The organism is Flavobacterium sp. M31R6, assembly GCF_013284035.1.
In the GTDB taxonomy this organism is placed as follows: domain Bacteria; phylum Bacteroidota; class Bacteroidia; order Flavobacteriales; family Flavobacteriaceae; genus Flavobacterium.
This window is the reverse complement of record NZ_CP054141.1, coordinates 4,411,337-4,437,122: the sequence shown is the minus strand read 5'-3', so window position 1 is coordinate 4,437,122 and position 25,786 is coordinate 4,411,337. Positions and strand designations below refer to the sequence as shown.

Annotated in this window: 23 protein-coding genes and 1 riboswitch; all 23 genes read left to right on the top strand. The window is 35.8% G+C overall.

What is annotated here, in order from left to right:
* Positions 1–24 precede the first annotated feature (24 nt).
* The 23 genes from HQN62_RS18750 (at position 25) to HQN62_RS18640 (ending at position 25,747) form a co-directional block, all read left to right on the top strand.
* Positions 25–1,011 (top strand): alpha/beta fold hydrolase, encoded by a 987-nt coding sequence (locus HQN62_RS18750; RefSeq protein ID WP_254454459.1) that lies wholly within the window; start codon positions 25–27, stop codon positions 1,009–1,011.
* Positions 1,008–3,422, top strand: a complete 2,415-nt coding sequence (gene thrA / locus HQN62_RS18745; RefSeq protein ID WP_173505473.1) for a bifunctional aspartate kinase/homoserine dehydrogenase I — start codon at positions 1,008–1,010, stop codon at positions 3,420–3,422. Before HQN62_RS18750 ends, thrA begins: the two co-directional genes overlap by 4 nt.
* Before the next feature lie 97 nt (positions 3,423–3,519).
* A complete protein-coding gene (locus HQN62_RS18740; RefSeq protein ID WP_173505472.1) occupies positions 3,520–3,951 on the top strand; it encodes an OsmC family protein in 432 nt (143 codons plus the stop codon).
* 134 nt (positions 3,952–4,085) lie between these two features.
* Entirely contained in the window at positions 4,086–5,258 is a 1,173-nt protein-coding gene (locus tag HQN62_RS18735) for a trans-sulfuration enzyme family protein (RefSeq protein ID WP_173505471.1), read from the top strand.
* Between the two features lie 318 nt (positions 5,259–5,576).
* Positions 5,577–6,284: a hypothetical protein gene (locus HQN62_RS18730; RefSeq protein ID WP_173505470.1), complete on the top strand. Its 708-nt coding sequence runs from the start codon at positions 5,577–5,579 to the stop codon at positions 6,282–6,284.
* A gap of 60 nt (positions 6,285–6,344) precedes the next feature.
* Positions 6,345–6,881 carry an alpha/beta hydrolase gene (locus HQN62_RS18725; RefSeq protein WP_173505469.1) on the top strand — a complete coding sequence of 179 codons (537 nt, stop codon included), beginning with the start codon at positions 6,345–6,347 and terminating at the stop codon, positions 6,879–6,881.
* A 98-nt stretch (positions 6,882–6,979) separates the two neighbouring features.
* Complete coding sequence (locus HQN62_RS18720; RefSeq protein ID WP_111411123.1) at positions 6,980–7,390, top strand: RrF2 family transcriptional regulator; 411 nt, start codon at positions 6,980–6,982, stop codon at positions 7,388–7,390.
* A 111-nt stretch (positions 7,391–7,501) separates the two neighbouring features.
* Complete coding sequence (locus tag HQN62_RS18715; RefSeq protein WP_173505468.1) at positions 7,502–8,203, top strand: phosphoadenylyl-sulfate reductase; 702 nt, start codon at positions 7,502–7,504, stop codon at positions 8,201–8,203.
* 124 nt (positions 8,204–8,327) lie between these two features.
* Positions 8,328–9,227, top strand: coding sequence for a sulfate adenylyltransferase subunit CysD (gene cysD, locus HQN62_RS18710; protein ID WP_111411121.1), 900 nt, complete (start codon positions 8,328–8,330; stop codon positions 9,225–9,227).
* Between the two features lie 108 nt (positions 9,228–9,335).
* On the top strand, positions 9,336–10,580 hold the full coding sequence (locus HQN62_RS18705; RefSeq protein ID WP_173505605.1) for a sulfate adenylyltransferase subunit 1: 1,245 nt from the start codon (positions 9,336–9,338) through the stop codon (positions 10,578–10,580).
* 85 nt (positions 10,581–10,665) lie between these two features.
* The gene (locus HQN62_RS18700; protein ID WP_173505467.1) at positions 10,666–12,756 is read left to right on the top strand and encodes a HEPN domain-containing protein; all 2,091 of its coding nucleotides are present in this window, start codon (positions 10,666–10,668) and stop codon (positions 12,754–12,756) included.
* Entirely contained in the window at positions 12,749–13,525 is a 777-nt protein-coding gene (gene cobA, locus HQN62_RS18695) for a uroporphyrinogen-III C-methyltransferase (RefSeq protein WP_173505466.1), read from the top strand. Before HQN62_RS18700 ends, cobA begins: the two co-directional genes overlap by 8 nt.
* Positions 13,525–14,100: a precorrin-2 dehydrogenase/sirohydrochlorin ferrochelatase family protein gene (locus HQN62_RS18690; RefSeq protein WP_173505465.1), complete on the top strand. Its 576-nt coding sequence runs from the start codon at positions 13,525–13,527 to the stop codon at positions 14,098–14,100. The genes cobA and HQN62_RS18690 overlap by 1 nt, the downstream gene beginning before the upstream one ends.
* Positions 14,101–14,245: 145 nt before the next feature.
* Entirely contained in the window at positions 14,246–15,298 is a 1,053-nt protein-coding gene (locus HQN62_RS18685; protein WP_173505464.1) for an NAD(P)/FAD-dependent oxidoreductase, read from the top strand.
* Between the two features lie 123 nt (positions 15,299–15,421).
* Entirely contained in the window at positions 15,422–15,646 is a 225-nt protein-coding gene (locus HQN62_RS18680; RefSeq protein ID WP_116797016.1) for a hypothetical protein, read from the top strand.
* Entirely contained in the window at positions 15,637–15,930 is a 294-nt protein-coding gene (locus tag HQN62_RS18675) for a type II toxin-antitoxin system RelE/ParE family toxin (RefSeq protein ID WP_116797017.1), read from the top strand. The genes HQN62_RS18680 and HQN62_RS18675 overlap by 10 nt, the downstream gene beginning before the upstream one ends.
* 216 nt (positions 15,931–16,146) lie before the next feature.
* Positions 16,147–16,254, top strand: a riboswitch (SAM riboswitch).
* Positions 16,255–16,489: 235 nt separating this feature from the next.
* Positions 16,490–17,491: a homocysteine S-methyltransferase family protein gene (locus tag HQN62_RS18670; RefSeq protein WP_173505463.1), complete on the top strand. Its 1,002-nt coding sequence runs from the start codon at positions 16,490–16,492 to the stop codon at positions 17,489–17,491.
* 83 nt (positions 17,492–17,574) lie between these two features.
* Positions 17,575–17,958, top strand: a complete 384-nt coding sequence (locus HQN62_RS18665; RefSeq protein ID WP_173505462.1) for a hypothetical protein — start codon at positions 17,575–17,577, stop codon at positions 17,956–17,958.
* 443 nt (positions 17,959–18,401) lie between these two features.
* Positions 18,402–19,604, top strand: a complete 1,203-nt coding sequence (locus HQN62_RS18660; RefSeq protein WP_173505461.1) for a cation:proton antiporter — start codon at positions 18,402–18,404, stop codon at positions 19,602–19,604.
* 59 nt (positions 19,605–19,663) lie between these two features.
* Positions 19,664–20,104 (top strand): potassium channel family protein, encoded by a 441-nt coding sequence (locus HQN62_RS18655; RefSeq protein ID WP_116797021.1) that lies wholly within the window; start codon positions 19,664–19,666, stop codon positions 20,102–20,104.
* 176 nt (positions 20,105–20,280) lie between these two features.
* Positions 20,281–22,962, top strand: a complete 2,682-nt coding sequence (gene metH, locus HQN62_RS18650; protein ID WP_173505460.1) for a methionine synthase — start codon at positions 20,281–20,283, stop codon at positions 22,960–22,962.
* A 78-nt stretch (positions 22,963–23,040) separates the two neighbouring features.
* On the top strand, positions 23,041–23,997 hold the full coding sequence (gene metF, locus HQN62_RS18645; protein ID WP_173505459.1) for a methylenetetrahydrofolate reductase [NAD(P)H]: 957 nt from the start codon (positions 23,041–23,043) through the stop codon (positions 23,995–23,997).
* Between the two features lie 337 nt (positions 23,998–24,334).
* On the top strand, positions 24,335–25,747 hold the full coding sequence (locus tag HQN62_RS18640) for a pyridoxal phosphate-dependent decarboxylase family protein (RefSeq protein ID WP_173505458.1): 1,413 nt from the start codon (positions 24,335–24,337) through the stop codon (positions 25,745–25,747).
* The last annotated feature ends 39 nt before the right edge of the window (positions 25,748–25,786 follow it).

The window sequence follows — 25,786 nt, the reverse complement described above, 5'->3', positions numbered from 1 at the left end:
CAAAAAATCAAAAAAGATTTGAAATTGGAAAATAAACCAACCACAATTACAATACAAAATTTCACTACCGAAAGTGGTGCTTTTTATGCTACGATCAATTTAAGTTATCATCTTTTTGGCCCGGCATTACATACAGCACCTATTGTTTTGGTCAATCACGCATTAACCGGTAATTCACAAGTTGTGGGCTTAAAGGGATGGTGGAATGTACTTATTGGTGAAAACAGAACAATAGACACGAATCAATACACCATATTGGCTTTTAATGTTCCGGGAAATGGTTTTGACGATACCATTATTGAAAATTATTTGGATTTTACAGCCAGAGATGTGGCCAGACTTTTTATAGAAGGACTAAAATCACTTCAAATTAATCAATTATTTGCCATTATCGGAGGCTCTGTAGGGGGTGGAATTGCTTGGGAAATTGCAGCATTGTCACCACAAATAACAAAACACTTAATTCCGATTGCAACCGACTGGAAATCTACCGATTGGTTGATTGCTAATTGTTTTTTGCAGGAGCAAATTTTAAATAATTCGGCGAAGCCAATAGAAGACGCTCGTATTCACGCAATGTTGTGCTATAGAACGCCAGAATCTTTTAAGGCAAAATTTGATCGCACTACCAATGAGGAATTGGCCATTTTTAATATCGAAAGTTGGTTAAATCATCATGGAAAGAAATTGCAAAAAAGATTTCAGATTTCGGCGTATAAGCTGATGAATCAATTGCTGAAAACAATAGATATTTCCAGAAACAGAGAATCTTTTCTGGCTGTGGCATCAAAAATAGAGGCTGATATCCATATTATCGGAATCAATTCGGATTTGTTTTTTACGGTAAATGAAAATAAAGAAACATACGAGATATTAAAAAAACACAAAGAGAATGTAACGTTTCAAGAGATTGATTCCATTCACGGACACGATGCTTTTTTGATTGAATACAAACAACTGGACAATTTACTTAAAGGAGTTTTTGAGCTAGAAAAAAATATATCAAAATGAAAATATTAAAATTTGGAGGAAAGTCTTTGTCAAACGGAGACGGGCTAAATAAGGTGGTGGCAATTATTGCAGACAAAGTGAATAACGGGGAGCAGATTGCAGTTGTGGTTTCGGCTCGTGGAAATGCCACGGACGAACTAGAAGAGATACTGGCTTTGGCCTCTAAAAACGGGGATTATAAACCGCTTTTTGAAGATTTTAAAAACTATCAACAAGATGTTTACGACGATGTGGATTTATCTGAAGAGTTCAATAAATTGGAAAAACTTTTTGAAGGAGTTAGCCTGATTGGGGATTATAGCATAAAAATTAAGGATGAAGTGCTTTCTAAAGGAGAGCTGATTTCAGCTAAATTGCTTACTGCTATTTTGGTTAAAAATGGAATAAAAGCAAATTTTTCGGATACGAGAGAATTGATAAAAACAGATTCGAATTACGGTGATGCGCAACCGGTTGAACAGCTTTCGAAGAAAAATGTGATAGCATATTTTAAGGAGCACAATGGAGAAACAGTGAATGTTGTCACGGGTTTTATTGGTTCCAATAGTAAAAATGAAGCAACTACTTTAGGCAGAAACGGTAGTAATTACACCGCTTCGTTGCTGGCAAATTATCTTGATGCGACGGAACTTCAAAATTATACTCACGTTGACGGAATTTATACAGCCAATCCTGATTTGGTTTTAGATGCCAAGAAAATTGATCATTTGACATTTAATGAGGCTAATGAGTTGGCCAATTTTGGAGCAACAATTTTACACGCGAAGACCATTATTCCTTTGTTGGAAAAAAATATTCCGCTTCGTATTTTGAACACTTTCAACCATGAAAATCAAGGAACTTTAATTACGTCCAATGTTGGTAAAGAAGGAATTAAAACGCTTTCGGTTCTGGAAAATGTGGCTTTGGTGAATCTAGAAGGAAGAGGATTGCTTGGAAAAACTGGTGTTGATGCACGTATTTTCAAAGTGATGGGAGATAATGAAATTAGCGTTAGTATCATTTCGCAAGGTTCATCCGAAAGAGGAATCGGGCTTGTGGTGGATGCTGATAAAGCGACTCGCGCGATGATTGAATTGGAAAAAGAATTTGAAAATGATTTTTATTCGAAAGACGTCAATAAAATTACGGTTACGGACAATGTTTCAGTGATTTCGATTATCGGGCAGGATTTGAGCACGTTTCATAAACCTTACACGGCTTTAATCAAAAATAAAATTGTTCCTATCCTTTTCAACAACACGGTTACGGGAAAAAACGTGAGTTTGGTGGTGAGAAAATCGGAGCTGAACAAAGCGTTGAATGTAATTCACGGAGAGATTTTTGGAGTTTCGAAGAAAATAAATATTGCCATTTTTGGTCACGGATTGGTTGGAGGAACGCTGATTAACCAAATTTTGGAATCTGAAGGTGCTATTGAAAAACGCAAAGGAATCAAACTGAATGTTTTTGCAATTGCCAATTCTAAAAGCGTGCTTTTAAATAAAGACGGCGTTTCCCCAAACTGGAGAAATGAAATCCAAACCAACGGAACTTCATACACAATTGATGATGTTATTGCTTATGCAAATGAACATCACTTGGAGAATTTAATTGCGATTGACAATTCTGCAAGTACTTCTTTTGTTGAAAATTATATCAAATTGGCCGAGAATAGTTTCGATTTGATTTCTTCGAATAAAGTAGCAAATACATTGAGTTATTCGTTTTACAAAGAGTTGCGACAAGTATTGGAAGACAATCAAAAAACATACCTTTATGAAACTAATGTTGGTGCTGGTTTACCATTGATTGACACTATAAAATTATTGCACCTTTCGGGTGAAAATATTACCAAAATAAAAGGAGTTTTCTCGGGAACATTGAGTTATTTGTTCAATAATTTCTCCGCGAAAGACGTTCCGTTTAGCGAAATATTAAAAGAAGCTATCGATAACGGTTACACCGAACCAGACCCAAGAGAAGACCTTTGTGGAAACGACGTGGGCAGAAAATTATTGATTTTGGCAAGAGAATTGGACTTGCAAAATGAGTTTGAAGAGATTTCGATTCAGAACTTAATTCCAGAGCATTTGCGCGAAGGTGATGTTTCAGATTTCTTAAACAAATTGACAGAGTTTGATCCGATTTATGATAAAATTAAAGCAGATCAACAACCAAATCACGTATTGCGTTACATTGGAGAATTATCGGGTGATTTGCAAAATGACAAAGGAAATCTGGAAGTAAAACTGGTTTCAGTACCAAAAGAAACCGCTTTGGGCGGATTGAAAGGTTCGGATTCATTCTTCGAAATTTACACAGAATCTTACGGAGACCGACCTATTGTGATTCAAGGTGCAGGAGCGGGATCTGCAGTAACGGCGAGGGGAGTTTTTGGAGATATTTTGAGATTGTCAGATAAAGGATGATGATTTTAGATTGCAGATTTTAGATTTCAGAATAAAAATAATCCGTTGAATTCGCGTTTGAAAATCCGCGTCATCAGCGTAAAAAAAATAAAACAAAATGAAAGTAACCTTAAACAGAGTAAACGACAATTTCCATTTTGAATTAAAAAATGAAAGAGGTCATATCGTAAATGTAGATAGCCGTCCTGAATTTGGCGGAAGTGATATGGGGCCTAGCCCAATGGAATTAGTATTAATGGGAGTTGCAGGTTGCAGTGGAATTGATATGATTTCGATTCTAAAAAAACAACGCCAAGAAATTACCTCTTTCAAAGCTGAGGTTGAGGGAGAACGAGTACAAGTAGGTGAGGCAAAACCATTCAAAGATATTCACGTGGTATTTTATTTGGAAGGAAAAATCATCGGAGATAAAGCGGCTAAGGCTGCACAACTTTCTTTTGAAAAATATTGTTCGGTTTCAAAAACGCTTGAGCCAAATGTAACCATTCATTATAAAGTAGTTGTGAACGGAGAGGAATTAGAAAAGTAGATTCCTGCAAAAAATAAATAATAGAACACAGATAATACAGATTAAATAATCCACACGGATTATTTAGTTTGTGAAATTTAAAACAATATGAATTCGTGCAAATTCGTGCAATTCGTGTTAAATAATAAATAACAATGAACGAACAAGAATATGGTTTTGAAACCCAAGCCATCCGTAATCAATTAGAAAGAACACAATTTTTGGAGCATTCAGTGCCCTTGTACTTAACGTCTAGTTTTGTATTTGAAGATGCTGAAGATATGCGTGCTTCTTTTGCAGAAGAGAAAGATCGTAATATTTATAGCCGATACAGTAATCCAAATACCAACGAATTTGTAGATAAAATTTGTGCGATGGAAGGTGCTGAGGCTGGTTTTGCATTTGCATCGGGTATGGCGGCTGTTTATTCTACTTTTGCAGCTTTATTGAAATCAGGAGATCATATCGTTTCTGCTAGCAGTGTTTTTGGGACAACTCATTCCTTGTTTGTGAATTATTTTCCAAAATGGGGAATAGAAACATCTTATTTTGATCTAAATAAACCGGAAACGATTGAGAGTTTTATAAAACCAAATACGAAGATACTTTTTGCTGAATCGCCAACTAATCCAGCTGTTGATATTATTGATTTGGAACTTTTGGGAGCTATTGCCAAAAAGCATAACTTGATATTGATTATCGACAACTGTTTTGCCACTCCATACCTTCAGCAACCGATGAAATGGGGAGCTCATTTGGTGGTACATTCTGCAACTAAATTGATTGATGGTCAAGGAAGAGTATTAGGTGGAATCACGGTTGGAAATGCAGATTTGATAAAAGATATTTATTTATTTTCTAGACTTACAGGTCCTTCCTTATCCCCATTTAATGCCTGGGTATTATCGAAAAGCTTGGAAACTTTGGCTATTCGTGTAGATAGACATTGTGAAAATGCAATGAAAGTAGCTGAATTTTTAGAAAGCCATCCTAATGTAAATACCGTTAAATACCCATTCCTAAAATCTCATCCACAATATGAATTAGCCAAAAAGCAAATGAAATTAGGAGGCAATATCGTTGCTTTCGAAATCAAAGGCGGAATCGAAGCAGGAAGAGCATTTTTGGACAAAATAAGATTGTGTTCGTTATCGCCAAATTTAGGAGATACGAGAACAATCGTTACACATCCTGCCTCTACAACTCACAGTAAATTGACTGTTGAAGAACGTTTGGCAGTAAGTATTACAGATGGATTGGTTCGTGTTTCTGTTGGATTAGAAACTGTAGAAGATGTAATCGCCGATTTGGAGCAGGCTCTTTCTTAAAGATTTAAAATTATAGCAAAAACCCACGGTTCAAACTGTGGGTTTTGTGTTTCTAGTAGAGATGTTATTATAGAACAGTTAATCTGGAGCAGAAAGATTTGGTGTTTTTACTTGGCATTGTCCCGCTATCCGTTTCAATCTTATGTGCCGAACCCCGGCACATAAGGATTTCCACTTTTATCGGGGCTAAAAGGAGAGATTTTGCTTTTTTTGCAATTATCCAAAAAGGAAAAACAACAGTATTCAAATTCAGATTGTAATATAGATTAGTTTTGATTTGTTAAAATTGTAAATTTGGTTAAATCAATATCTGTTTTTATGGAAAAAAATATAAAAATAACACTGCTTTTTATTGTCGCTATTATAACATCAAGTTGTGAAAAGAAAGCAACTGAAATGGATTTTGAGAAAAGTGTGATGACCGAAATTTTTCCAAGTTTAGTCGATTCGATTTGTGTTGATAGTAGAAAAATGCTGCCTCCTAAATTTGGAGAAAATGTTTATGATCAATCTGGTCATTTTGTTAGAGAAGATTCTACCAAAGCGACAAAAGAACAAATTATCAAATATAGAGAATGGCAAAAAGAAAATGAGAAAGTTGAGAAAGATACTTCGAGTGTTATTATTGCTTTTGACCCTTTTTTAAAAAAGAATAAAACAGAACAAATTAGGATTTTAAAAAGTTATTATCCAAATGTTGAGTTTTCTCAAGAACAAGAAGAAGTAGATGAATACAGGTTTGACTTTGAGAAGATTAAGTTGAATAATAAGTTTAAGCTAAAGAATATTTCAGAATTTCCAAAAGTTGGCAATAAACGAATGCTTTTATTTGAAATAAAATATCCTTTTGTTTTTTCTGGAAATTTATTTTTTTCTAGAATTCAATTTGATAAACAAAAAAAAGTTGGGGTATTAGAGGGCGGTTTTGATTTTTGTGGGAGATGTGGAAGTTTTTATATTTTTTATATTAAAAAAGTAAGCAACAGATGGGTAATTGATAAAATGATACTAACATCTGTCTCGTAAACAATATAAAAACGCTTCGATTTTTGTTTAAAAAACTGATTTATAATCTTTAGAACCTTTATGAAACCAAAACTTATTATTTTATCGGATTTGTGGGGAAAAGAAAAATCAGATTGGGTTTCAGCCTATGTTGAATTATTGAAGGATAAATTCGAAATTCAATATTACGATTGTTGCGAATTGGGAGAAATTGATAAAACAAATTATTCCGAAGAAAGTCTCCACCGTCAGTTTATTAATGGAGGAATTGAAAAAGGGGTGGAGAATCTTTTGAAAACAGAAAAGAATCAAGTTGATATTCTTGCCTTTAGTATTGGCGGAACAATTGCTTGGAAAGCAACTTTGAAAGGATTGAATGTTAGAAGTTTGTTTGCCGTTTCATCAACGAGATTGCGATATGAGAATGAAATTCTCAATGGAGTAATAAAGCTCTATTATGGCGAAAATGACATCAATAAGCCAAAGCATAATTGGTTAGAAAAACATTCAATAGATTTTGAGATCATAAAAAATAAGGAACACGATTTTTATACTGAAATAGATTGCACAACTTTAATTTGCAATGAAATTTTAAAAAAGATTCATACAATTTGCTGATAAAAGGATAAAGTTTGTAGTTTCGTAAACATATTTTATAGACGACTTGTTTCGATTTCAAAAAATCATAGATCAGCAATCATAAATCATAAATCACAATGCTATCAAAGAAAACTAAATACGGAATAAAGGCACTTACTTTTTTGGCTCGCCAAAAAGACAATACACCTGTTCAAATTGCTGAAATTGCTAAAAATGAACATATTTCGATTAAATTTTTGGAAAGTATTTTGTTATTGCTCAGAAACTCTGGTTTTCTTGGTGCAAAAAAAGGAAAAGGCGGTGGCTATTACTTGATAAAAGACCCAAAAGATATCAGTATGGCCAAAGTATATCGCATTCTTGAAGGACCAATTGCGTTGCTTCCCTGCGCAAGTCACAATTTTTATGAAAAATGTGATGATTGTGATGATGAAACTACTTGCGCCGCGCGCCGCTTAATGACTCAGGTTAGGGACAATACCCTTAAGGTACTTGAGAGTAACTCTTTGGCAGACATCGCATTCTAAACTATTAAATTTTTTTTAAAAATAATTTTGAATTTAAAAAAAAGTGTTACTTTTGCAAAGTAATCTAGTAAGCCGATAGGGTAATGGATTTAAAAGTTTAAAAAAAAATAAATGAGCACAGCGATAGCAAATACTTTATTGGAAAAAACGGCAGGTTTCACGATTGAGGAAACTTTGGCTTTTTTGGCTAATGAACACAAGGGGAAAGTGGTTTTTTCAACTTCATTTGGCCAGGAAGATCAGGTAATAACTGCATTGATTGCTAAGAATGAGTTACCAATTAATATATTCACACTTGACACCGGAAGATTGTTTCAAGAAACATATGATGTTTTCCATAGAACAATAAAAAAATACAAAGTTGCTATTCAAACTTATTTTCCAGAAGCCAGCGATGTTGAAAAGCTGTTAAATGCAAAAGGACCTAATAGCTTTTATGAATCGGTGGAGAACAGAAAAGAATGTTGTTTTATTCGAAAAGTTGCTCCTTTGACCAAAGCCTTGAAAGGAAATGAAATTTGGATTACAGGTTTGCGTGCCGAGCAATCAGAAAACAGAAATGATTTGGCAGCCTTTGAATACGACGCTCATTTCAATATCATAAAATTCAATCCATTATTGAAATGGAGTTTGGAAGATGTTCAAAAATATATTGATGAGAATAATGTGCCACAAAATGCCTTGCACAAAAAAGGATTTGTAAGCATCGGTTGTGCGCCTTGTACAAGAGCGATTGCCGAAGGAGAAGATATCAGAGCAGGAAGATGGTCGTGGGAGTCCAGTCATAAAGAATGTGGTTTACACCAGAAATAAGGTTAGAGGTCAGAAGTTAGAAAATAGAATAGAGAGAATAAAAAAACAATAATAGTTGAGAGATTTTAGTCCAGGTCACAAGAACAACCTTAAACTTTAAACTTTAAACTTTTAAACTAAAAATATGAGTTCAGTATTAAAAACAAATGCTTTAGAAAGCGAAGCAATTTACATATTCAGAGAAGTAATTTCTCAATTCGACAAACCGGTTTTGCTTTTTTCTGGCGGTAAAGATTCAATTACATTAGTGCGTTTGGCGCAAAAAGCATTTTTTCCGGCAAAAATTCCTTTTCCATTGTTACACGTGGATACAGGACACAATTTTCCTGAAACAATTGAATTTAGAGACAAATTGGTAGCCGAATTAGGTTTGGAATTAATTGTGCGAAATGTACAGGATGCTATTGATGAAGGAAAAGTAGTGGAAGAGTCTGGGAAATATTCTAGCAGAAACAGTTTGCAAACCACTACATTATTAGATGCTATCGAAGAATTTAAATTCGATGCTTGTATTGGTGGAGCGCGTCGTGACGAAGAAAAAGCAAGAGCCAAAGAACGTATTTTTTCTGTACGTGATGATTTTGGACAATGGGATGAAAAAAATCAACGTCCTGAATTGTTTGATCTTTTGAACGGAAAAATTGAAAACGGTCAAAACGTTCGTGTTTTCCCAATTTCAAACTGGACTGAATTGGATGTTTGGAGTTATATCGAACAAGAGCAAATCGAAATTCCATCGATTTACTTTTCACACAAACGTAAAGTTTTTTTGAGAGACGGTTTAATTTGGTCACACTCTCCTTTTGTGTACCAAGAAGAAGACGAACAAATCGAAGAACGAATTGTTCGCTTCAGAACCGTTGGAGATATGAGTTGTACTGCCGCTGTTGAATCATATGCAGCAACCATTCAAGAAGTGGTTGGAGAGATTCGTACTTCGACTATTTCTGAAAGAGGAGCCAGAATCGATGACAAACGTTCTGAAGCTGCAATGGAAAAAAGAAAACAACAAGGATACTTTTAGGCCCCCTTGCCCCCTGAAGGGGGAATTAAGAATCAAACAAATAAATAAAAATAGTTTATTGATAAAGTTATAAAACTTGAAACTTTAAACTTGAAACCAAATATTGAAATGGAAGTTTTAAAAATAGCAACAGCAGGAAGCGTAGATGACGGAAAAAGTACTTTAATCGGGAGATTGTTGTACGATACAAAATCATTGACTACAGATAAAATTGAAGCAATTGAAAAAAGCAGTAAGCAAAAAGGATACGATTATTTAGATTTTTCTTTGGCTACCGATGGTTTAGTTGCTGAGCGTGAACAAGGGATTACAATTGACGTAGCACATATTTATTTTTCTACAGCGAAAAAAAGTTACATCATTGCCGATACTCCGGGTCACGTAGAATATACTCGTAATATGGTTACTGGAGCTTCGACTTCACAAGTGTCTATTATTTTGATCGATGCCCGTAAAGGTGTGATTGAGCAAACGTACCGTCACTTTTTTATCAATAATTTATTGAGAGTAAAAGATGTGATTGTTGCAGTAAACAAAATGGATTTGGTTGATTATTCGGAAGAAGTATACAACAAAATCAAAGCCGATTTTCAAGCATTAAATGCAAAAAGCGCGTACAAAGAACAAAACGTAAGTTACATTCCGTTGAGCGCTTTAACAGGAGATAATGTGGTAGAAACATTAGGAAAAATGCCTTGGTATACAGGACAAACTATCCTGCAGCATTTAGAAGCTTTAGAGCCAAAAGATGTTTACGATAATGGGCAAGCGCGTTTCCCTGTTCAAACAGTAATTCGCCCAAAAACAGAAGAATACCACGATTTTAGAGGTTATGCTGGGAAATTGTACGGGAACAATATTAAAGTTGGAGATGCGGTAACGGTGCTTCCTTCTTTGACAGAATCTACGGTTACTAATATTCACTTTTTTGATCAACAATTTGATGAAGCTAGCGTTGGTTCGTCTATAACAATCGAATTAGAAAATGATATCAATGTAACGAGAGGTGATATGATCGTAAAATCAAGTGAGCTTCCTAGAATTGAAAAAGACATCACAACAACCGTTTGTTGGATGGACAGCAAAAAATTAGTGGCAGGCGCAAAATATTTTGTACAACACAATACGAATAGAGTTTTGGCCAAAATTGATAGCGTGAAAAATGTAATCGCAACCGATTATTCAGGAGTAACGCCAGCGACTCAATTAGCAATAAACGAAATAGGAGAAGTAACCATTAAATTGAGTAAAGCCATTTATTTTGATGCTTACACAGAAAATAAATCTAATGGAGCCTTCATTTTGATAGATGCCGCAACCAACACAACAGCAGGAGTTGGATTTATTAAATAGTTGATAGTTGATGGTTTTTAGTTGATAGTTATGCTGCCAACAACCAACCATAAACAACCAACCACAAACTATAAACTAAAAAGTTATGCAAAGTTTTAGAACCGAAATAGAAGACCCGATTGTCCAAAAAGAGATTATCGATTTAGAGAAAAAAATCCATTTATTCCGTGGAGGACAAATTGATGATGAACGTTTTCGTAGTCTTCGTTTGGCACGTGGTATTTATGGTCAACGTCAGGAAGGCGTACAAATGATTCGTATTAAATTGCCTTACGGAAAAGTGTCTAGCGAACAATTGAGAAGAATCACAGATGTGTCTGAAAAATATTCTACAGGCCGTCTGCACATCACAACGCGTCAGGATATCCAAATTCACTATGTAAGTTTGGACAGAACACCTGAACTTTGGGCAGACTTAGCCAAAGATGATATTACTTTGAGAGAAGCTTGTGGAAACACGGTAAGAAATATCACGGCTAGTGAAACTGCCGGAATTGATTTAGACGAGCCATTTGACGTATCTCCTTATGCACACGCTTTGTTTCAATATCTATTGCGTAACCCAATCTGTCAAGAAATGGGTCGTAAGTTCAAAATATCATTCTCATCTTCTGATAAAGATACCGCTTTGAGCTATTTGCACGATTTAGGATTCATTCCCAAAATTGTAAATGGTGAAAAAGGTTTTAAAATAATGTTGGGTGGAGGTTTAGGTTCACAACCAAGCCACGCTGAATTGCTTTCAGAATTTGTCCCGGTTAACCAAATTATCCCGACTGCCGAAGGGGTAATCAGAGTTTTTGACCGTCACGGAGAAAGAGCAAAACGTTTGAAAGCGCGTTTGAAATTCTTAATCAAAGATTTGGGACGTGACGAATTTATGCGTTTGGTTGACGAAGAGAAAAAAGCTTTGGCTTTCCATACATACGAAATAGACACTACTGATTTTGAAGGAGCAATTACGGAACCTTTATTGGAAGTGCCTTCAGTAACGATTGATAATGTTGAAGCTTATGAAGCTTGGAAAAAATCGAACGTTATTGAACAAAAACAAGCTGGATATGTTGCTATTGGAATTAAAATTCTTCTAGGAGATTTTTATATCGACAAAGCAAGATTATTGGCTGATTTGGTTAAAAATTATGGTGCCAATGAATTGCGTTTTTCATTAAGACAAAATATTCTTATCCGTAACATCAAAGAAGAAAATTTACCTTTTTTCTATCAGGAATTAGCCAAATTGGATTTTGTTACTTTAGGATATAATACCGTTGCTGATATCACGGCTTGTCCTGGAACTGATACTTGTAATTTAGGAATTGCGAGCAGTACAGGTATTGCTGAAGAATTGGAGAGAGTTATAGCAACAGAATATCCACAATTTAATAGCAATGTGGATATTGCCATAAAAATTAGCGGGTGTATGAATGCCTGTGGACAACACAATATGTCCGAAATAGGTTTTCAAGGAATGTCCATCAATGCTGGAAAACTGGTAGCTCCAGCACTTCAGGTATTATTAGGAGGAAAAAATATAGGCAACGGCGTTGGACGTTTTTCTGATAAAGTAATCAAAATACCTAGCAGAAGAGGACCGGATGCTTTGCGATTGATCTTAAATGATTTTGAAGCCAATGGAAATGGACAGCCATTTGTGGATTATTATGATGCCAAAGGAGAGAAATATTTCTATGAGTTCTTAAAACCATTGGCTGATGTAACGAATTTAACCGAAGCTGATTTTGTAGATTGGGGTAATGCCGATAATTACGTAAAAGCAGTTGGAGTTGGAGAATGTGCCGGTGTTGTAATTGATTTGGTAGCTACATTATTGTTTGAAGCCAAAGATAAATTAACGTTTGCTCAAGAAGCTTTTGATGATAAAAAATGGTCAGATGCAATTTATTTGGCTTACGCTGGATTTGTAAATGGAGCCAAAGCATTATTATTGGCTGAAAACGAAAAAACAAACCACCACGCTGGAATTATCGATTTGTTTGATACTGTTTTTATAGAAAGCAAAAAAATAGAATTGGGATCAGATTTCAAAGATTTGGTTTATCAAATCAGAGCTAATGAACCATCAGAAGCGTTTGCACAAAAATATATACAAGATGCTATAGCTTTCTTCGGAAAAATAGAAGCATACAGAACCAAAGATTTAGCTAATGCATAAAACGATACAACCCAAAGTAACTTTAGTAGGCGCAGGACCTGGCGACCCAGACTTGCTTACGCTAAAAGGCGTAAAAGCACTTGCTGAGGCGAATGTGGTTTTGTATGATGCTTTGGCCAATGAGGAAATAATGAAGTACGCTCCTCAAAATTCCATTAAAATATTTGTGGGGAAAAGAATCGGTTGCCACGAATATTCACAAGATCAAATCAACCAATTGATTGTCGATAATGCGCTTACCTACGGTCACGTGGTTCGGTTAAAAGGAGGGGATCCATTTATCTTCGGAAGAGGAAGTGAAGAAATAGATTACGTAGAAAGTTTTGGAATCCCTACATTTGTAGTACCCGGAATTTCATCCGCAATTGCGGTTCCCGCTTATCAGGGAATTTCATTGACCAAAAGAGGAACTTCCGAAAGTTTTTGGGTAATCACAGGAACCACTTCCAACAGAAATTTGTCTAGTGATATCGCTCTTGCAGCAAAATCATCAGCGACTGTTGTGATTTTGATGGGAATGAGTAAACTATCACAAATTGTTGCTTTATTCCAAAAAGAATCCAAAGGAGAAACTCCTGTTGCGATTATTCAAAACGGAACAACACCAAATGAGAAAATAGGTGTGGGAACAATTGATACGATTCAAGAAGTGGCTGTCGAAAATAAATTGAGTTCACCGGCAATTATCGTAATTGGGGAAGTAGTCAAAGAAAGTAATCAACTGAAAGGGTTTTACGAAGAATTTGTAGCCGCCGAAATAAAGTTATAATGGAAAGAAACGAATTATATCCTATTTTTTTAAAACTGCATAACATCAATGTACTTATTGTTGGTGGTGGAAATGTAGGTTTGGAAAAGTTGTCGTTTATGTTGAAATCAAGCCCCAACGCCAATGTTGAGGTTGTGGCGACAAAGTTTCTGCCCGAATTGGAAGCATTAGCCGAAAAACATCCTTCGGTAAAATTGACCCAAGCGAAGTTCAAGAAAAAAATGCTCAAGAAACGAAATATGGTTTTAGCTTGTACTGATGACTTGAAAGTAAACAAACGGGTATATGATTTGTCCCGAAAAAGATATCTCATTTGCAATATTGCCGATACACCCGATTTATGCGATTATTATTTGGGAGGAATCGTGACCAAAGGAAACGTGAAAATTGCCATTTCAACTAACGGAAAATCGCCAACAACAGCCAAAAGATTACGCGAGTTTTTCGAAGAAGTAATTCCGGAAGACATCAATAAAATGGTTCAAAACCTGAATGAATATCGAAAGACTTTGAAAGGTAATTTCGAAGAAAAAGTTCAAAAAATGAATGAAATTACAGAAGGATTAAAAAAATAAGCAGATTTCAGAAGGCAGAAATTAGAGAAAAGAATGCAGAAATAAAGAATGAGATTCTGTGACAATTATCATTTTCAGAAATTGAAAGCATTCGTTTATTTGCGCACAAAATAAAAAATAATATAAAGAGTTAAATTTAAATATAATGGTTAAAACAGACATACTTATAATAGGAGCCGGGCCAACAGGTCTATTCGCCGTTTTCGAAGCAGGATTATTAAAATTAAAATGTCATATTCTGGATGCCTTGCCACAACCGGGAGGACAATTATCAGAGTTGTATCCAAAGAAACCTATCTATGATATTCCAGGATTTCCGGAAGTATTGGCAGGAGATTTAGTGGATAATTTAATGGAACAAATCAAGCAATTCGAACCTGGATTTACTCTTGGTGAGCGTGCAGAAACTATCGATAAGCAAGAAGATGGCAGTTTTATTGTTACTTCAAACAAAGGAAAAAAATTCCACGCGTCTGTTGTAGCTATTGCTGGAGGATTGGGAAGTTTCGAACCAAGAAAGCCACTTATCGAAGATATCGAATTTTACGAAGATAAAGGAATTAAATACTTTATCAAAAACCCAGAAAAATTCAGAGACAAAAGAGTTGTGATTTCCGGAGGAGGAGATTCTGCTTTGGACTGGAGTATTTTCTTGGCAAATGTAGCTTCAGAAGTAACTTTGATTCACCGTAGAAACGAATTTAGAGGAGCTCTTGATTCTGTAGAAAAAGTGCAAGAATTGAAGAATGCGGGAAAAATAAAAATGATCACACCCGGCGAAGTTGTCGGTTTAAACGGAGCAGAGCATTTAGAATCTGTTGATGTAGATATTGACGGAGCACACAGAAACATTCCAACAGATTATTTCATTCCGCTTTTTGGTCTAACACCAAAATTAGGTCCTATTGCCGACTGGGGATTAGAAATCGAAAAAAATGCCATCAAAGTAAACAATGCTTTGGATTACCAAACGAATATCCCTGGAATTTTTGCCATTGGTGACGTAAACACATATCCTGGTAAATTAAAATTGATTCTTTGCGGATTCCACGAAGCCACATTAATGTGTCAAGCGGCATACCAAATCATCAATCCTGGTAAAAAATACGTAATGAAATACACCACCGTTTCCGGAGTTGACGGATTCGACGGTACTCGTAAAGAAGCTCCAAAAGCGGTAGTGAAAGCTATTGTTTAATCTTTAGAGACTAAGCTTCTAAGATGCTGAGAATCTAAGATTTTGAAATACTAAAGCTCAAATTTGTAATATAGTTTGAGCTTTTTTATTTATATCTTTGTGTGATATTAAAATTAATTCATCATGAATTTAGCAACAAGAAAATATAATTTTATTCAAGAACTATCCAATGTAGACGAAAGTCTTTTGGAAAAACTCGAACTATTGGTAAAGGCAAGCAAAAAGGATTGGTACAGTGAATTATCAGCTCAGGAAAAAGAAGAAATTGAAATTGGAATTTCCCAAGCTGACAACAATGACTTAGTAAGCCATTCTACCGTTATGGATAAATTCAAGAAATGGCATTAGGGATTAAATGGACGCCTCAGGCAGAAAAAGGTTTAGACAGCGTACTTTTTTATTTGGAGAAATTTTGGTCCATAAAAGAAATTTTGCAATTAGAAGAAAATATAAAACAAGTTACAAGTTTAGTAATTCTCTACCCTGAATTATTCCCAAAATCAGGAACAAACCAATATTTGTACAAAGCAATTATAGATAAAAATAATTATCTGGTTTACAGAATAAACACTAAGATGAGACGAATTGAAATCGTTAATTTAAGAGGTACTAAGCAAAAAATAAAGCACTAAACTGTTTTTTTAAGATTCTGAGTTACTAAGAAGCTGAGAAGCTAAGATTTTCAAAAAAAGCTCAAACTTGCAATATAGTTTTGAGTTTTTTTTATAATGATTATGAATGAAAATTTTGACTTAGAGGCTTAGTAGCTCAGAACCTTAGAATCTAAAAAAAAAACTTGCAATTGTTAGCGCTATGTCGTTTCTTTGCACTGTTCCTATTTTTATTGAAAGTTATCACGAAAGGCGGAGGGAAAAGACCCGATGAAACCTTAGCAACCCTTTACTTTTTTAAAGAAGGTGCTACATTCTACCACGCACAGCGCGGATAGATAACACAAGAATACATCTCCGTATTCCTCAAACCTTTTCCTGACAACATTTCGATATTTTTTTTAGAGCGAATGATTGGTGCATTTTTTGCAGTCATCGTTCCCGCTGTACACTATATCTTTTATGCTGAACCCCAGCATAAAAGGATGTCGTTTCCATCGGGGCTAAAGAGCCAGAATTAGGAATTTTTGGAATTAATAATGAGCTTAGCGCCTTTGCGTCTTTGCGAGAAATAAAAAATATGTCAACAATTCAAGAAGAAATAAAAAAGAGAATACTCGTGCTCGACGGAGCTATGGGGACAATGCTGCAACGTTATAATTTCTCTGAAGAAGATTTTCGTGGCGAACGATTCAAAGATTTTCCACATCCGCTAAAAGGAAACAACGATTTATTGTCCCTAACGCAACCTCAAGCTATCAAAGCAGTTCACGCAGCTTATTTTGAAGCTGGAGCCGATATTGTGGAAACCAATACTTTTTCAGGAACCACCATCGGTATGGCGGATTATTACCTAGAAGAATATGTTTATGAATTGAATTACGAATCGGCAAAACTTGCCCGTGAAGTAGCCGATGAATTCACTGCTAAAAATCCAAACCAACCTCGTTTTGTTGCCGGTTCAATTGGTCCGACAAACCGTACGGCGAGTATGTCTCCAGATGTGAACGATCCAGGATACAGAGCCGTAACTTTTGATGATTTGCGTATAGCTTACAAGCAACAAGTCGAAGCCTTAATGGACGGTGGTTGCGATTTACTTTTGGTAGAAACTATTTTTGATACACTAAATGCCAAAGCGGCGCTTTTTGCTATCGAACAAGTAAAAGAAGAGCGCAATCTTGATATTCCGATTATGGTTTCAGGAACGATTACCGATGCTTCGGGAAGAACACTTTCGGGACAAACGGTAGAAGCCTTTTTGGTTTCGGTGTCGCATATTCCATTGTTGAGCGTAGGATTCAATTGTGCCCTTGGTGCCGATTTATTGAAACCGTATTTGCAGACTTTGTCGCATAACACTTCTTTCAACGTGTCGGCGCATCCCAATGCAGGATTGCCAAACGCCTTTGGAGAATACGATGAAACACCGGAGGAAATGCAAGCACAAATTAAAAGTTATTTAGACGATAATTTAATAAACATCATAGGCGGTTGTTGCGGAACAACTCCAAATCATATCAAATTGATTGCCGATATCGCGAAGGATTATAAGCCTAGAGTTTCAACGGCGGTTATGTAAATTGAAATAATTGAAGCGTTAAGAATCACATACCACCGCTAGCGAAGATTTTTAAACATTTTTACTCACTGAAATTAAATTTTATGAAGATCTTAATTAGCTTTTGTTACATAATTTTATTTGGATATGTAGGTTATTCTCAAGGTCAAAATAAAAAATTAGAAGGGGAATTGTTGAAATTAAAGAATCAGGCATTTTGTGATTGTTATTCTGAAGTTTTATCAGGGAAAGAATCAATAAGATATAAAGATGGTAGTAGTTATGTACAGATTATAGATTTGAAAGGGGAATATATTTTTGGAAATGAAAAATATAGAGAGATGATTAAAAAATGGGCAAAAAAAGAATACAAATCATATGATCCTAATAACAATTTATATTTAATGAAGTGTTTAGATTTTTATAACAGCCCAGTCCTAATTAAATTTATTGACTCTGTTAGACAGAAAGAAATTAAGATTAAATGATGTTTATTGCACAAAGCTCGCGTGAGGGATAGCAGTGGAAAGCCCACAGACCGATGGAGTCTCGATAGCTATCGGGACGGAATTGGACGAGGACTTGAAACGAATAGCCCGACCCTTGTGGTCACGCCCAAATAAAGTTGAAATTAAAATAAAATATAACTACAGTTTTTTGGACCGTAGATAAAACAATAAAAACTTAGAATCTAAGCTACTTAGAAACTTAGTAATCCAGATAGCGCGGATTTGCAATCCGTGCCCGCAAAGAGAATAAAATGAAAGGTTTTCGATAAAAACAAAATCTGGAGGAATTGGCTTTGAATAGAAAATAGAAACAATGATTAAACAAATTTATTAAGATTGTAGCTTTGATTGAAATTGAATAACACAACTTCGTGGAGAGAATAGCACATACTCATAAGCGAGATTAGGGACAAAAGAAAAATATGACTGAATATCCAATCTTTGTATTTACGGCTTTACTGATTTTAGTTTACGGACTTTTTTCAAAAGCCCTTGAAAAATCTGTTATCACAGCACCAATGGTTTTTGTAGTGATTGGTATAATAGCTTCTAATTTTCAAATAGATGAATTGAGGCAAGGTATTGATGCGCCATTGGTAAAAATACTTGCTGAACTTACACTGGTGTTAGTGCTTTTTAATGATGCATCCACTATTAATTTAATGGAATTAAGAAAGCATCGAAAATTGCCTGTTCGTTTATTGCTAATAGGTTTGCCATTGACTATGGTATTGGGAATATTAATAGGCATCCCACTTTTTCCTGGTGTTAATATCTGGGTAATTGCGCTTATGGCTTTTATTTTGTCGCCTACTGATGCTGCTTTGGGGCAGGCAGTGGTTACAAGTAAACTGGTGCCCGAAAAAATTCGCCAAACCATAAACGTTGAAAGTGGTTTAAACGATGGGATTGCATTTCCTCCAATATTAATTTGTCTTGCTGTTTTATCTCATGCAGATGCGGGAAACTCTGGTACATCTTATTGGTTACTTTTTACACTCCGGCAATTTGTTTTTGGTCCATTGATTGGTGGATTGATTGGTTGGGCAGGAGGATATTTAGTTGACAAGGCTTCAAGCAAAGGCTGGATGAATTCCACTTTTCAAAGTTTATCTTCAATAGCCATTGCATTATTAGCGTTTTCACTAGCCGAAACAGTTGACGGTAATGGCTTCATCGCTGCATTTTTTGCAGGCATGTTACTCGGAACTCATAACCTCAAAGTACGCGAACGATTACATGAATTTGGTGAAGCAGAAAGTCAGGCACTCGTACTTTTTATTTTTCTTTTATTTGGTATGATGCTCGTTCCGTTTTGTTATCCTTATTGGGATATAAACGCTTGGGTTTATGCCTTATTAAGTCTTACAATTATCAGAATGTTGCCCGTTGCAATTTGCCTTATTGGTACAAAATTACCTAGTGTTACTATTGGATTTATTGGTTGGTTTGGACCACGCGGCATTGCATCAGTTTTGTATTTATTACTCGTAATAATTGAATTAGGAATACCGGGATATGAACGCATAATTTCAGTTATTGTTCTTACAGTTTTGCTAAGTATTTTTTTGCATGGATTTACTGCGGTACCTTTTTCAAAAATGCTTGGCAAGTATTTTCAGTAAGATAAAATATCATTAAGTTCAAACGTAGAGAATAGTAATTTTGTAAATTTTAAAAATAGATGGCGATACAAATACTTTTTAGTTTGGGAATTATTGTTGCAACCATTTTTATTCATGGATTGGGAACCGCATGGTGGCTGAATTATTTGTTTCGCAACCGCGATTTAAAAAGTCAGGTTTTCGGATTTTATAAGATTTTGAAAACACTTTCTACTATGGCCGTTTTTTTAATGGTATTACACTTTATTGAAATTGCTCTTTGGGCTGGCGTTTATATGATGATACCTGCATTGGATAAAATCAGTCATTGGGAAGAATCGATTTATTTTTCAATGATTACTTACACCACGTTAGGTTATGGCGATATCACGCTCCCTCCTATCTGGCGCATCATGAGTGGATTTGAAGCCATGAATGGGATTTTGTTATTTGGTTGGTCAACCACAATGTTCTTTGCAGTAGTACAGAAAATTATAGCAATTAAAAATAATAAGAATTAATTGTAAAAAAACAGTTATGAGCGTGGGACGGGGAAATTTATTTAAGTTTATTAATAGTTTAGAATAGAATATAAAAATATAGACGCAAAGAAAGGCTTTAAATTATAAACACGAATTCACGAATTTTAAAAATATAGATTATAATTCGTGAATTCGTGGCAAGATAAAATAAAAAAATGGGACACAATAAAAATAGAAGAAACCTTGTATTATCAGGATTAGAGCCTTTGATCATTACGCCGGACAGCGTATTTGTGAATGTTGGGGAACGTACCAATGTAACAGGTTCGAGAAAGTTCCTTCGATTGATCAAGGAGGAAAAATATGAGGAAGCACTCGATATTGCGAGACAGCAGGTAGAAGGAGGGGCGCAGATCATCGATATCAATATGGATGAGGGAATGCTTGACGGCGTTTATGCAATGACCAAATTCCTGAATTTGATTGCTGCCGAGCCGGATATTTCTCGTGTGCCAATTATGATTGACAGTTCGAAATGGGAAATCATTGAGGCTGGTTTGAAAGTCGTGCAGGGAAAATGTGTGGTAAACTCGATTTCGCTGAAAGAAGGAGAGGAAGCTTTTATCCATCACGCCAAATTGATCAAACGTTATGGAGCTGCCGTGATTGTAATGGCTTTTGATGAGGTAGGACAAGCCGATAATTACGATCGTAGAGTTGAAATTTGCCAACGGTCGTATGATATTTTGGTAAACAAAGTAGATTTTCCTCCACAGGATATCATCTTCGATTTGAATATATTCCCCGTAGCGACAGGTATGGAGGAACACCGCTTGAATGCTTTGGATTTCTTTAGAGGAACCAAATGGGTTCGAGAAAATTTACCGCACGCGCACATTAGTGGCGGGGTGAGTAACGTTTCGTTTTCGTTTAGGGGAAATGACACGGTGAGAGAAGCGATGCACTCGGTTTTCTTGTACCATGCCATTAAAAACGGAATGACAATGGGAATTGTAAATCCGGAAATGTTGTCGATATATGACGAAATTCCAAAAGATTTATTGGAACACGTAGAAGATGTAATTCTGGACAGACGCGATGATGCTACAGAACGCTTATTGGATTTTGCCGAAAATGTAAAAGGAGATGTAAAGAGCAACGAGAAAGCGGTTCAAGAATGGCGTTCGGGAACGGTTCAGGAAAGAATTACGCATTCCTTGGTAAAAGGGGTGGATGAATTTATAGAAATTGATGTTGAGGAAGCTCGCTTAGCCGCCACAAAACCTATCGAAGTTATCGAAATCAACTTGATGACGGGAATGAATGTTGTCGGAGATTTGTTTGGTTCAGGTAAAATGTTTTTGCCACAGGTGGTAAAATCGGCACGTGTAATGAAAAAAGCTGTGGCTTATTTATTGCCGTTTATCGAAGCTGCTAAACAGGTAGGTGATAAATCGGGGAATGGAAAGATTTTGATGGCAACCGTAAAAGGTGATGTACACGATATTGGTAAAAATATTGTTTCGGTGGTATTGGCTTGCAATAATTATGAGATTGTCGATTTGGGTGTTATGGTGCCTCCCGAAAAAATTATTGCAGCGGCTATTGAACATGAAGTAGATATTATTGGATTAAGCGGATTGATCACGCCGTCTTTGGACGAAATGGTGTATCTCGCTAAGGAATTGGATAAAAGAGGGATGAAAATTCCGGTAATGATTGGTGGCGCAACTACTTCACGCGCACATACGGCCGTGAAAATTGCACCTCAATACAGAGAAACCGTGATTCACGTAAACGATGCGTCAAGAGCGGTTACCGTAGCAGGAAATTTATTAGATCACAACCGAAAAATTTATGCAAGCGATATCCGTGCCGAATACGATGCGTTTAGAGAAACATTCTTGAATCGTTCAAGAGACAAGAATTTCCTAACGATTGAGCAAGCGCGTAAGAATAAATTACAATTGGATTGGAGACATTTCGAACCTGTAAAACCAAAAGTTATTGGGGAACAAACTATCGAAGTGGACTTGGATGTGTTGGTTCCTTACATTGACTGGACTCCGTTTTTTAGGACTTGGGAATTGTTCGGAAAATATCCGGCGATTTTGGCAGATGAAGTTGTGGGAGAGCAAGCGACTTCTGTTTTTGCGGATGCACAAGCTATGTTGGAAGTAATTTTGAAAGAAAAGAAATTACAAGCCAAAGGAATCTACGGAATTTTCCCTGCGAACCAAATCAATGATGATGATATCGAGTTGACTGACGAAAACGGAAAACCATTGCAGACATTCTTGACTTTGCGTCAGCAGTCACAAAAAACAAAAGGAGCACCAAACATCGCATTAGCCGATTTTATTGCTCCAAAAGAGAGTGGGAAAGTGGATTATATGGGAGCATTTTGTGTAACCACCGGTTTTGGTGTAGACGAATGGGCGGCTGAATTCGAAAAGGATTTGGACGATTACAATTCGATTATGGTTAAAGCTTTGGCGGATCGTTTTGCAGAAGCTTTCGCCGAATATTTACACGAAAAAATCCGTAAAGAAATTTGGGGTTATGCAGCCGATGAGGTTTTGAGCAAACAAGCGCTTATTGAAGAAGATTATAAAGGAATTCGTCCGGCACCGGGTTATCCTGCTTGTCCAGACCACTTGGAAAAACCAACGATTTGGAAATTGCTGAATGTAGAGGCAGCAATTGGAGTGACCCTGACCGAAAGTATGGCGATGTGGCCGGCTTCTTCGGTTTCGGGATATTATTTTGGAAATCCGGAAAGCAAGTATTTCGGTCTTGGAAAAATAAAAGAAGATCAGGTTATTGATTACGCCAAACGAAGAAGTGTTTCAACAGAGGTCGCCATGAAATGGCTGAATCCAAATATAGCAGATTAAAAAATTTGTTTCAAGTTTAAAGTTTCAAGTTACTCGAGAGAACTTTAAACCTTAAACTTGAAACTTGAAACAAATAAAATGAAAGTAACAAAACATATTGAAAAAGCCAAAGGAGAAACGTTATTCTCTTTCGAAATTATTCCGCCACAGAAAGGCAAAAGCATTCAGGAGTTATACGACAATATTGACCCGTTGATGGAGTTCAAGCCACCATTTATAGATGTAACGACTTCTCGTGAGGAGTATATTTATGTGGATAAAGGCAATGGTTTATTGGAAAAAAAACTGACCAGAATGCGTCCTGGAACCTTGGGGATTTGCGCTTCTATTAAACATAAATACAATGTGGATACGGTTCCTCACGTGCTTTGCGGTGGTTTCACCAAAGAAGAGACGGAATATTTGTTAGTCGATTGTCATTATTTAGGAATTGACAATGTTATGGCGCTTCGTGGTGATGCGATGAAAGACGAACAGTCCTTTGTACCCAAAGAAGGTGGGAATAATTATGCATCCGACTTAGTGAGTCAAATTTATCAATTGAATAACGGAAAGTATTTACACGATGTAATGGACATCGACAACAAAGCCGATTTTTGCATAGGTGTTGCAGGTTATCCAGAGAAGCATTTGGAATCTCCTTCTTTGATGTCAGATTTAAAAAGATTGAAAGAAAAAGTAGATGCTGGAGCTGATTATGTGGTGACTCAAATGTTTTTTGATAATGCCAAATATTTTGAGTTTGTTGCCAAAGCCAGAGAAATAGGAATTACCGTTCCAATTATTCCGGGAATAAAACCGATTGCGGTGCAAAGACATTTACAGGTATTGCCTCAAATATTCCGTATCGATTTGCCAGAAGATTTGATAAGCGCAGTTGATAAGTGCAAAAATAACGCAGAAATACGCCAAGTGGGTATAGAGTGGGCCATCCAACAATCAATAGAATTGAAAGCGGCTGGAGTGCCTGTTTTACATTATTATTCTATGGGAAAATCAGAAAATATCAGACAAATAGCAAGCCAAGTTTTTTAAATAAAAAATTATTATTAATTTCAATTTGAAATACTCGATTGGTTATTTTTAACTAATGGGGTATTTTTTTTAATATTAAACGCTATATTCTAAAATAAACAGCATTTATTTTTTACCATATAAGTCATATAAGTTAAAATATAAAAAAGTTTGTCAAGTCGAAAAAAGTACAAATAAGAGAAAAACCTTCTTTATGGGTTTATTTCATTTACCTTATATGATCTTTTAATTTTGCTTAACTTTCTCAAAAGGATTACTTATATGACTTATATGGTTGAATAAAGTGTTTGAAAGAATGCTGTTATTTCTAGAATTAAGCGAAATTAAATAAAAGTATATGAACCCAACCCTCCAACAAGATTTAAAAGACATTGAAAATATTCTCGAAAAAGTAAAACAACAAGGAATTGATTTTCTTAATGTCATTGATGAGATCCCCACTTCAACCCAAAATACAATATCCACTAATAGGAATCTAAGTGATTCTGGTTTGGGAGCAATGTCGGTTTTGGACGAATTCAATGAACGTTTAGCCCCTTTGATGGTTTCACAGGCGGGACCTAGATATTGGGGTTTTGTTACGGGAGGGGCAACACCTGCTTCTATAGTTGGCGATTGGTTAACTACGATTTATGATGCAAATGCACAGGCTACAAAAGCGCAAGGAGGCGTTTCTGCTTTGATAGAAATAGAAACCATTAATCTATTGCTGCAATTATTGGATTTGCCAAAATCATTTTTGGGCGGATTTGTAACAGGCGCTACAATGTCAAATTTCACAAGTTTGGCGGTGGCTCGACAATGGTTCGGAAAGCAATTGGGTCAGGATTTTGCAAAAAACGGAATTAGCGCTCCTCTAAATATTCTTACGGCTACACCGCATTCTTCTTCAGTAAAATGTTTGGCGATGTTAGGAATTGGAAGCCAAAATTTCATTAAAGTAAAAACAGTTGAAGGAAATCGGGAAGCTATTGACATGAACGATTTGGAACAAAACATTAAAAGTTTAAATGGTCAGCCTTTTATTTTAATATCGAGTGCGGGAACTGTCAACTCAGCCGATTTTGATGATTTTAATGCAATTGCGAAACTCAAAGAGAAATACAATTTTTGGTGGCATATTGATGCCGCTTTCGGAGGTTTTGCAGCTTGTTCTCCAAAATACAAACATTTGGTAAACGGTTGGGGAAACGCAGACAGTATTACCATAGATTGCCATAAATGGCTGAATGTTCCTTACGAAAGTGCTTTTTATTTGGTAAAAGAACAACATAAAAATCTTCAGGTGGAAACGTTCCAAAATTCAAATGCTCCATATTTGGGTGATCCATTGGAGAATTTCAGTTACCTGAATTTCCTGCCTGAGAATTCCAGACGATTAAAAGCTTTGCCTGTTTGGTTTTCACTATTGGCATACGGAAAACAGGGATTTCAAGATATTGTAGAAAATAGTGTTGCGATGGCATTGCAGTTGGATGCTTTTATAACTAATGATGAAAGCTTCGAATTATTGGCGCCAACCCGTCTCAATAATGTTTGTTTCACTTTGACAGGAGAACACAATCAGGAAAAAGTAAATTTATTTTTGACGCAACTCAATGATAACGGCAAAGTGTTTATGACGCCAACAGTATATCAAAACCGCAAAGGAATTAGAGCTTCGTTTGTCAATTGGAGAACGAATGAAAATGACATTAAAATTGTGATAGAAGAAATGAAGAAAATTATTTCAACAGTTGTGTCACAGTAGATTATAAACGTTTTTGTAGTATATTTAGGAACTAGTATT

Bases quoted from the DNA above. Each gene is read 5' to 3' on its own strand.
- HQN62_RS18730 (WP_173505470.1), top strand. From the start codon at position 5,577: ATGGAAAAAAATATAAAAATAACACTGCTTTTTATTGTCGCTATTATA.
- HQN62_RS18680 (WP_116797016.1), top strand. From the start codon at position 15,422: ATGAATTTAGCAACAAGAAAATATAATTTTATTCAAGAACTATCCAAT.
- HQN62_RS18735 (WP_173505471.1), top strand. From the start codon at position 4,086: ATGAACGAACAAGAATATGGTTTTGAAACCCAAGCCATCCGTAATCAA.
- HQN62_RS18740 (WP_173505472.1), top strand. From the start codon at position 3,520: ATGAAAGTAACCTTAAACAGAGTAAACGACAATTTCCATTTTGAATTA.
- HQN62_RS18690 (WP_173505465.1), top strand. From the start codon at position 13,525: ATGGAAAGAAACGAATTATATCCTATTTTTTTAAAACTGCATAACATC.
- HQN62_RS18675 (WP_116797017.1), top strand. From the start codon at position 15,637: ATGGCATTAGGGATTAAATGGACGCCTCAGGCAGAAAAAGGTTTAGAC.
- metH (WP_173505460.1), top strand. From the start codon at position 20,281: ATGGGACACAATAAAAATAGAAGAAACCTTGTATTATCAGGATTAGAG.
- cobA (WP_173505466.1), top strand. From the start codon at position 12,749: ATGCATAAAACGATACAACCCAAAGTAACTTTAGTAGGCGCAGGACCT.
- HQN62_RS18640 (WP_173505458.1), top strand. From the start codon at position 24,335: ATGAACCCAACCCTCCAACAAGATTTAAAAGACATTGAAAATATTCTC.
- HQN62_RS18700 (WP_173505467.1), top strand. From the start codon at position 10,666: ATGCAAAGTTTTAGAACCGAAATAGAAGACCCGATTGTCCAAAAAGAG.
- thrA (WP_173505473.1), top strand. From the start codon at position 1,008: ATGAAAATATTAAAATTTGGAGGAAAGTCTTTGTCAAACGGAGACGGG.
- HQN62_RS18720 (WP_111411123.1), top strand. From the start codon at position 6,980: ATGCTATCAAAGAAAACTAAATACGGAATAAAGGCACTTACTTTTTTG.
- HQN62_RS18715 (WP_173505468.1), top strand. From the start codon at position 7,502: ATGAGCACAGCGATAGCAAATACTTTATTGGAAAAAACGGCAGGTTTC.
- HQN62_RS18705 (WP_173505605.1), top strand. From the start codon at position 9,336: ATGGAAGTTTTAAAAATAGCAACAGCAGGAAGCGTAGATGACGGAAAA.
- cysD (WP_111411121.1), top strand. From the start codon at position 8,328: ATGAGTTCAGTATTAAAAACAAATGCTTTAGAAAGCGAAGCAATTTAC.
- HQN62_RS18670 (WP_173505463.1), top strand. From the start codon at position 16,490: ATGTCAACAATTCAAGAAGAAATAAAAAAGAGAATACTCGTGCTCGAC.
- HQN62_RS18685 (WP_173505464.1), top strand. From the start codon at position 14,246: ATGGTTAAAACAGACATACTTATAATAGGAGCCGGGCCAACAGGTCTA.
- HQN62_RS18660 (WP_173505461.1), top strand. From the start codon at position 18,402: ATGACTGAATATCCAATCTTTGTATTTACGGCTTTACTGATTTTAGTT.
- metF (WP_173505459.1), top strand. From the start codon at position 23,041: ATGAAAGTAACAAAACATATTGAAAAAGCCAAAGGAGAAACGTTATTC.
- HQN62_RS18665 (WP_173505462.1), top strand. From the start codon at position 17,575: ATGAAGATCTTAATTAGCTTTTGTTACATAATTTTATTTGGATATGTA.
- HQN62_RS18725 (WP_173505469.1), top strand. From the start codon at position 6,345: ATGAAACCAAAACTTATTATTTTATCGGATTTGTGGGGAAAAGAAAAA.
- HQN62_RS18655 (WP_116797021.1), top strand. From the start codon at position 19,664: ATGGCGATACAAATACTTTTTAGTTTGGGAATTATTGTTGCAACCATT.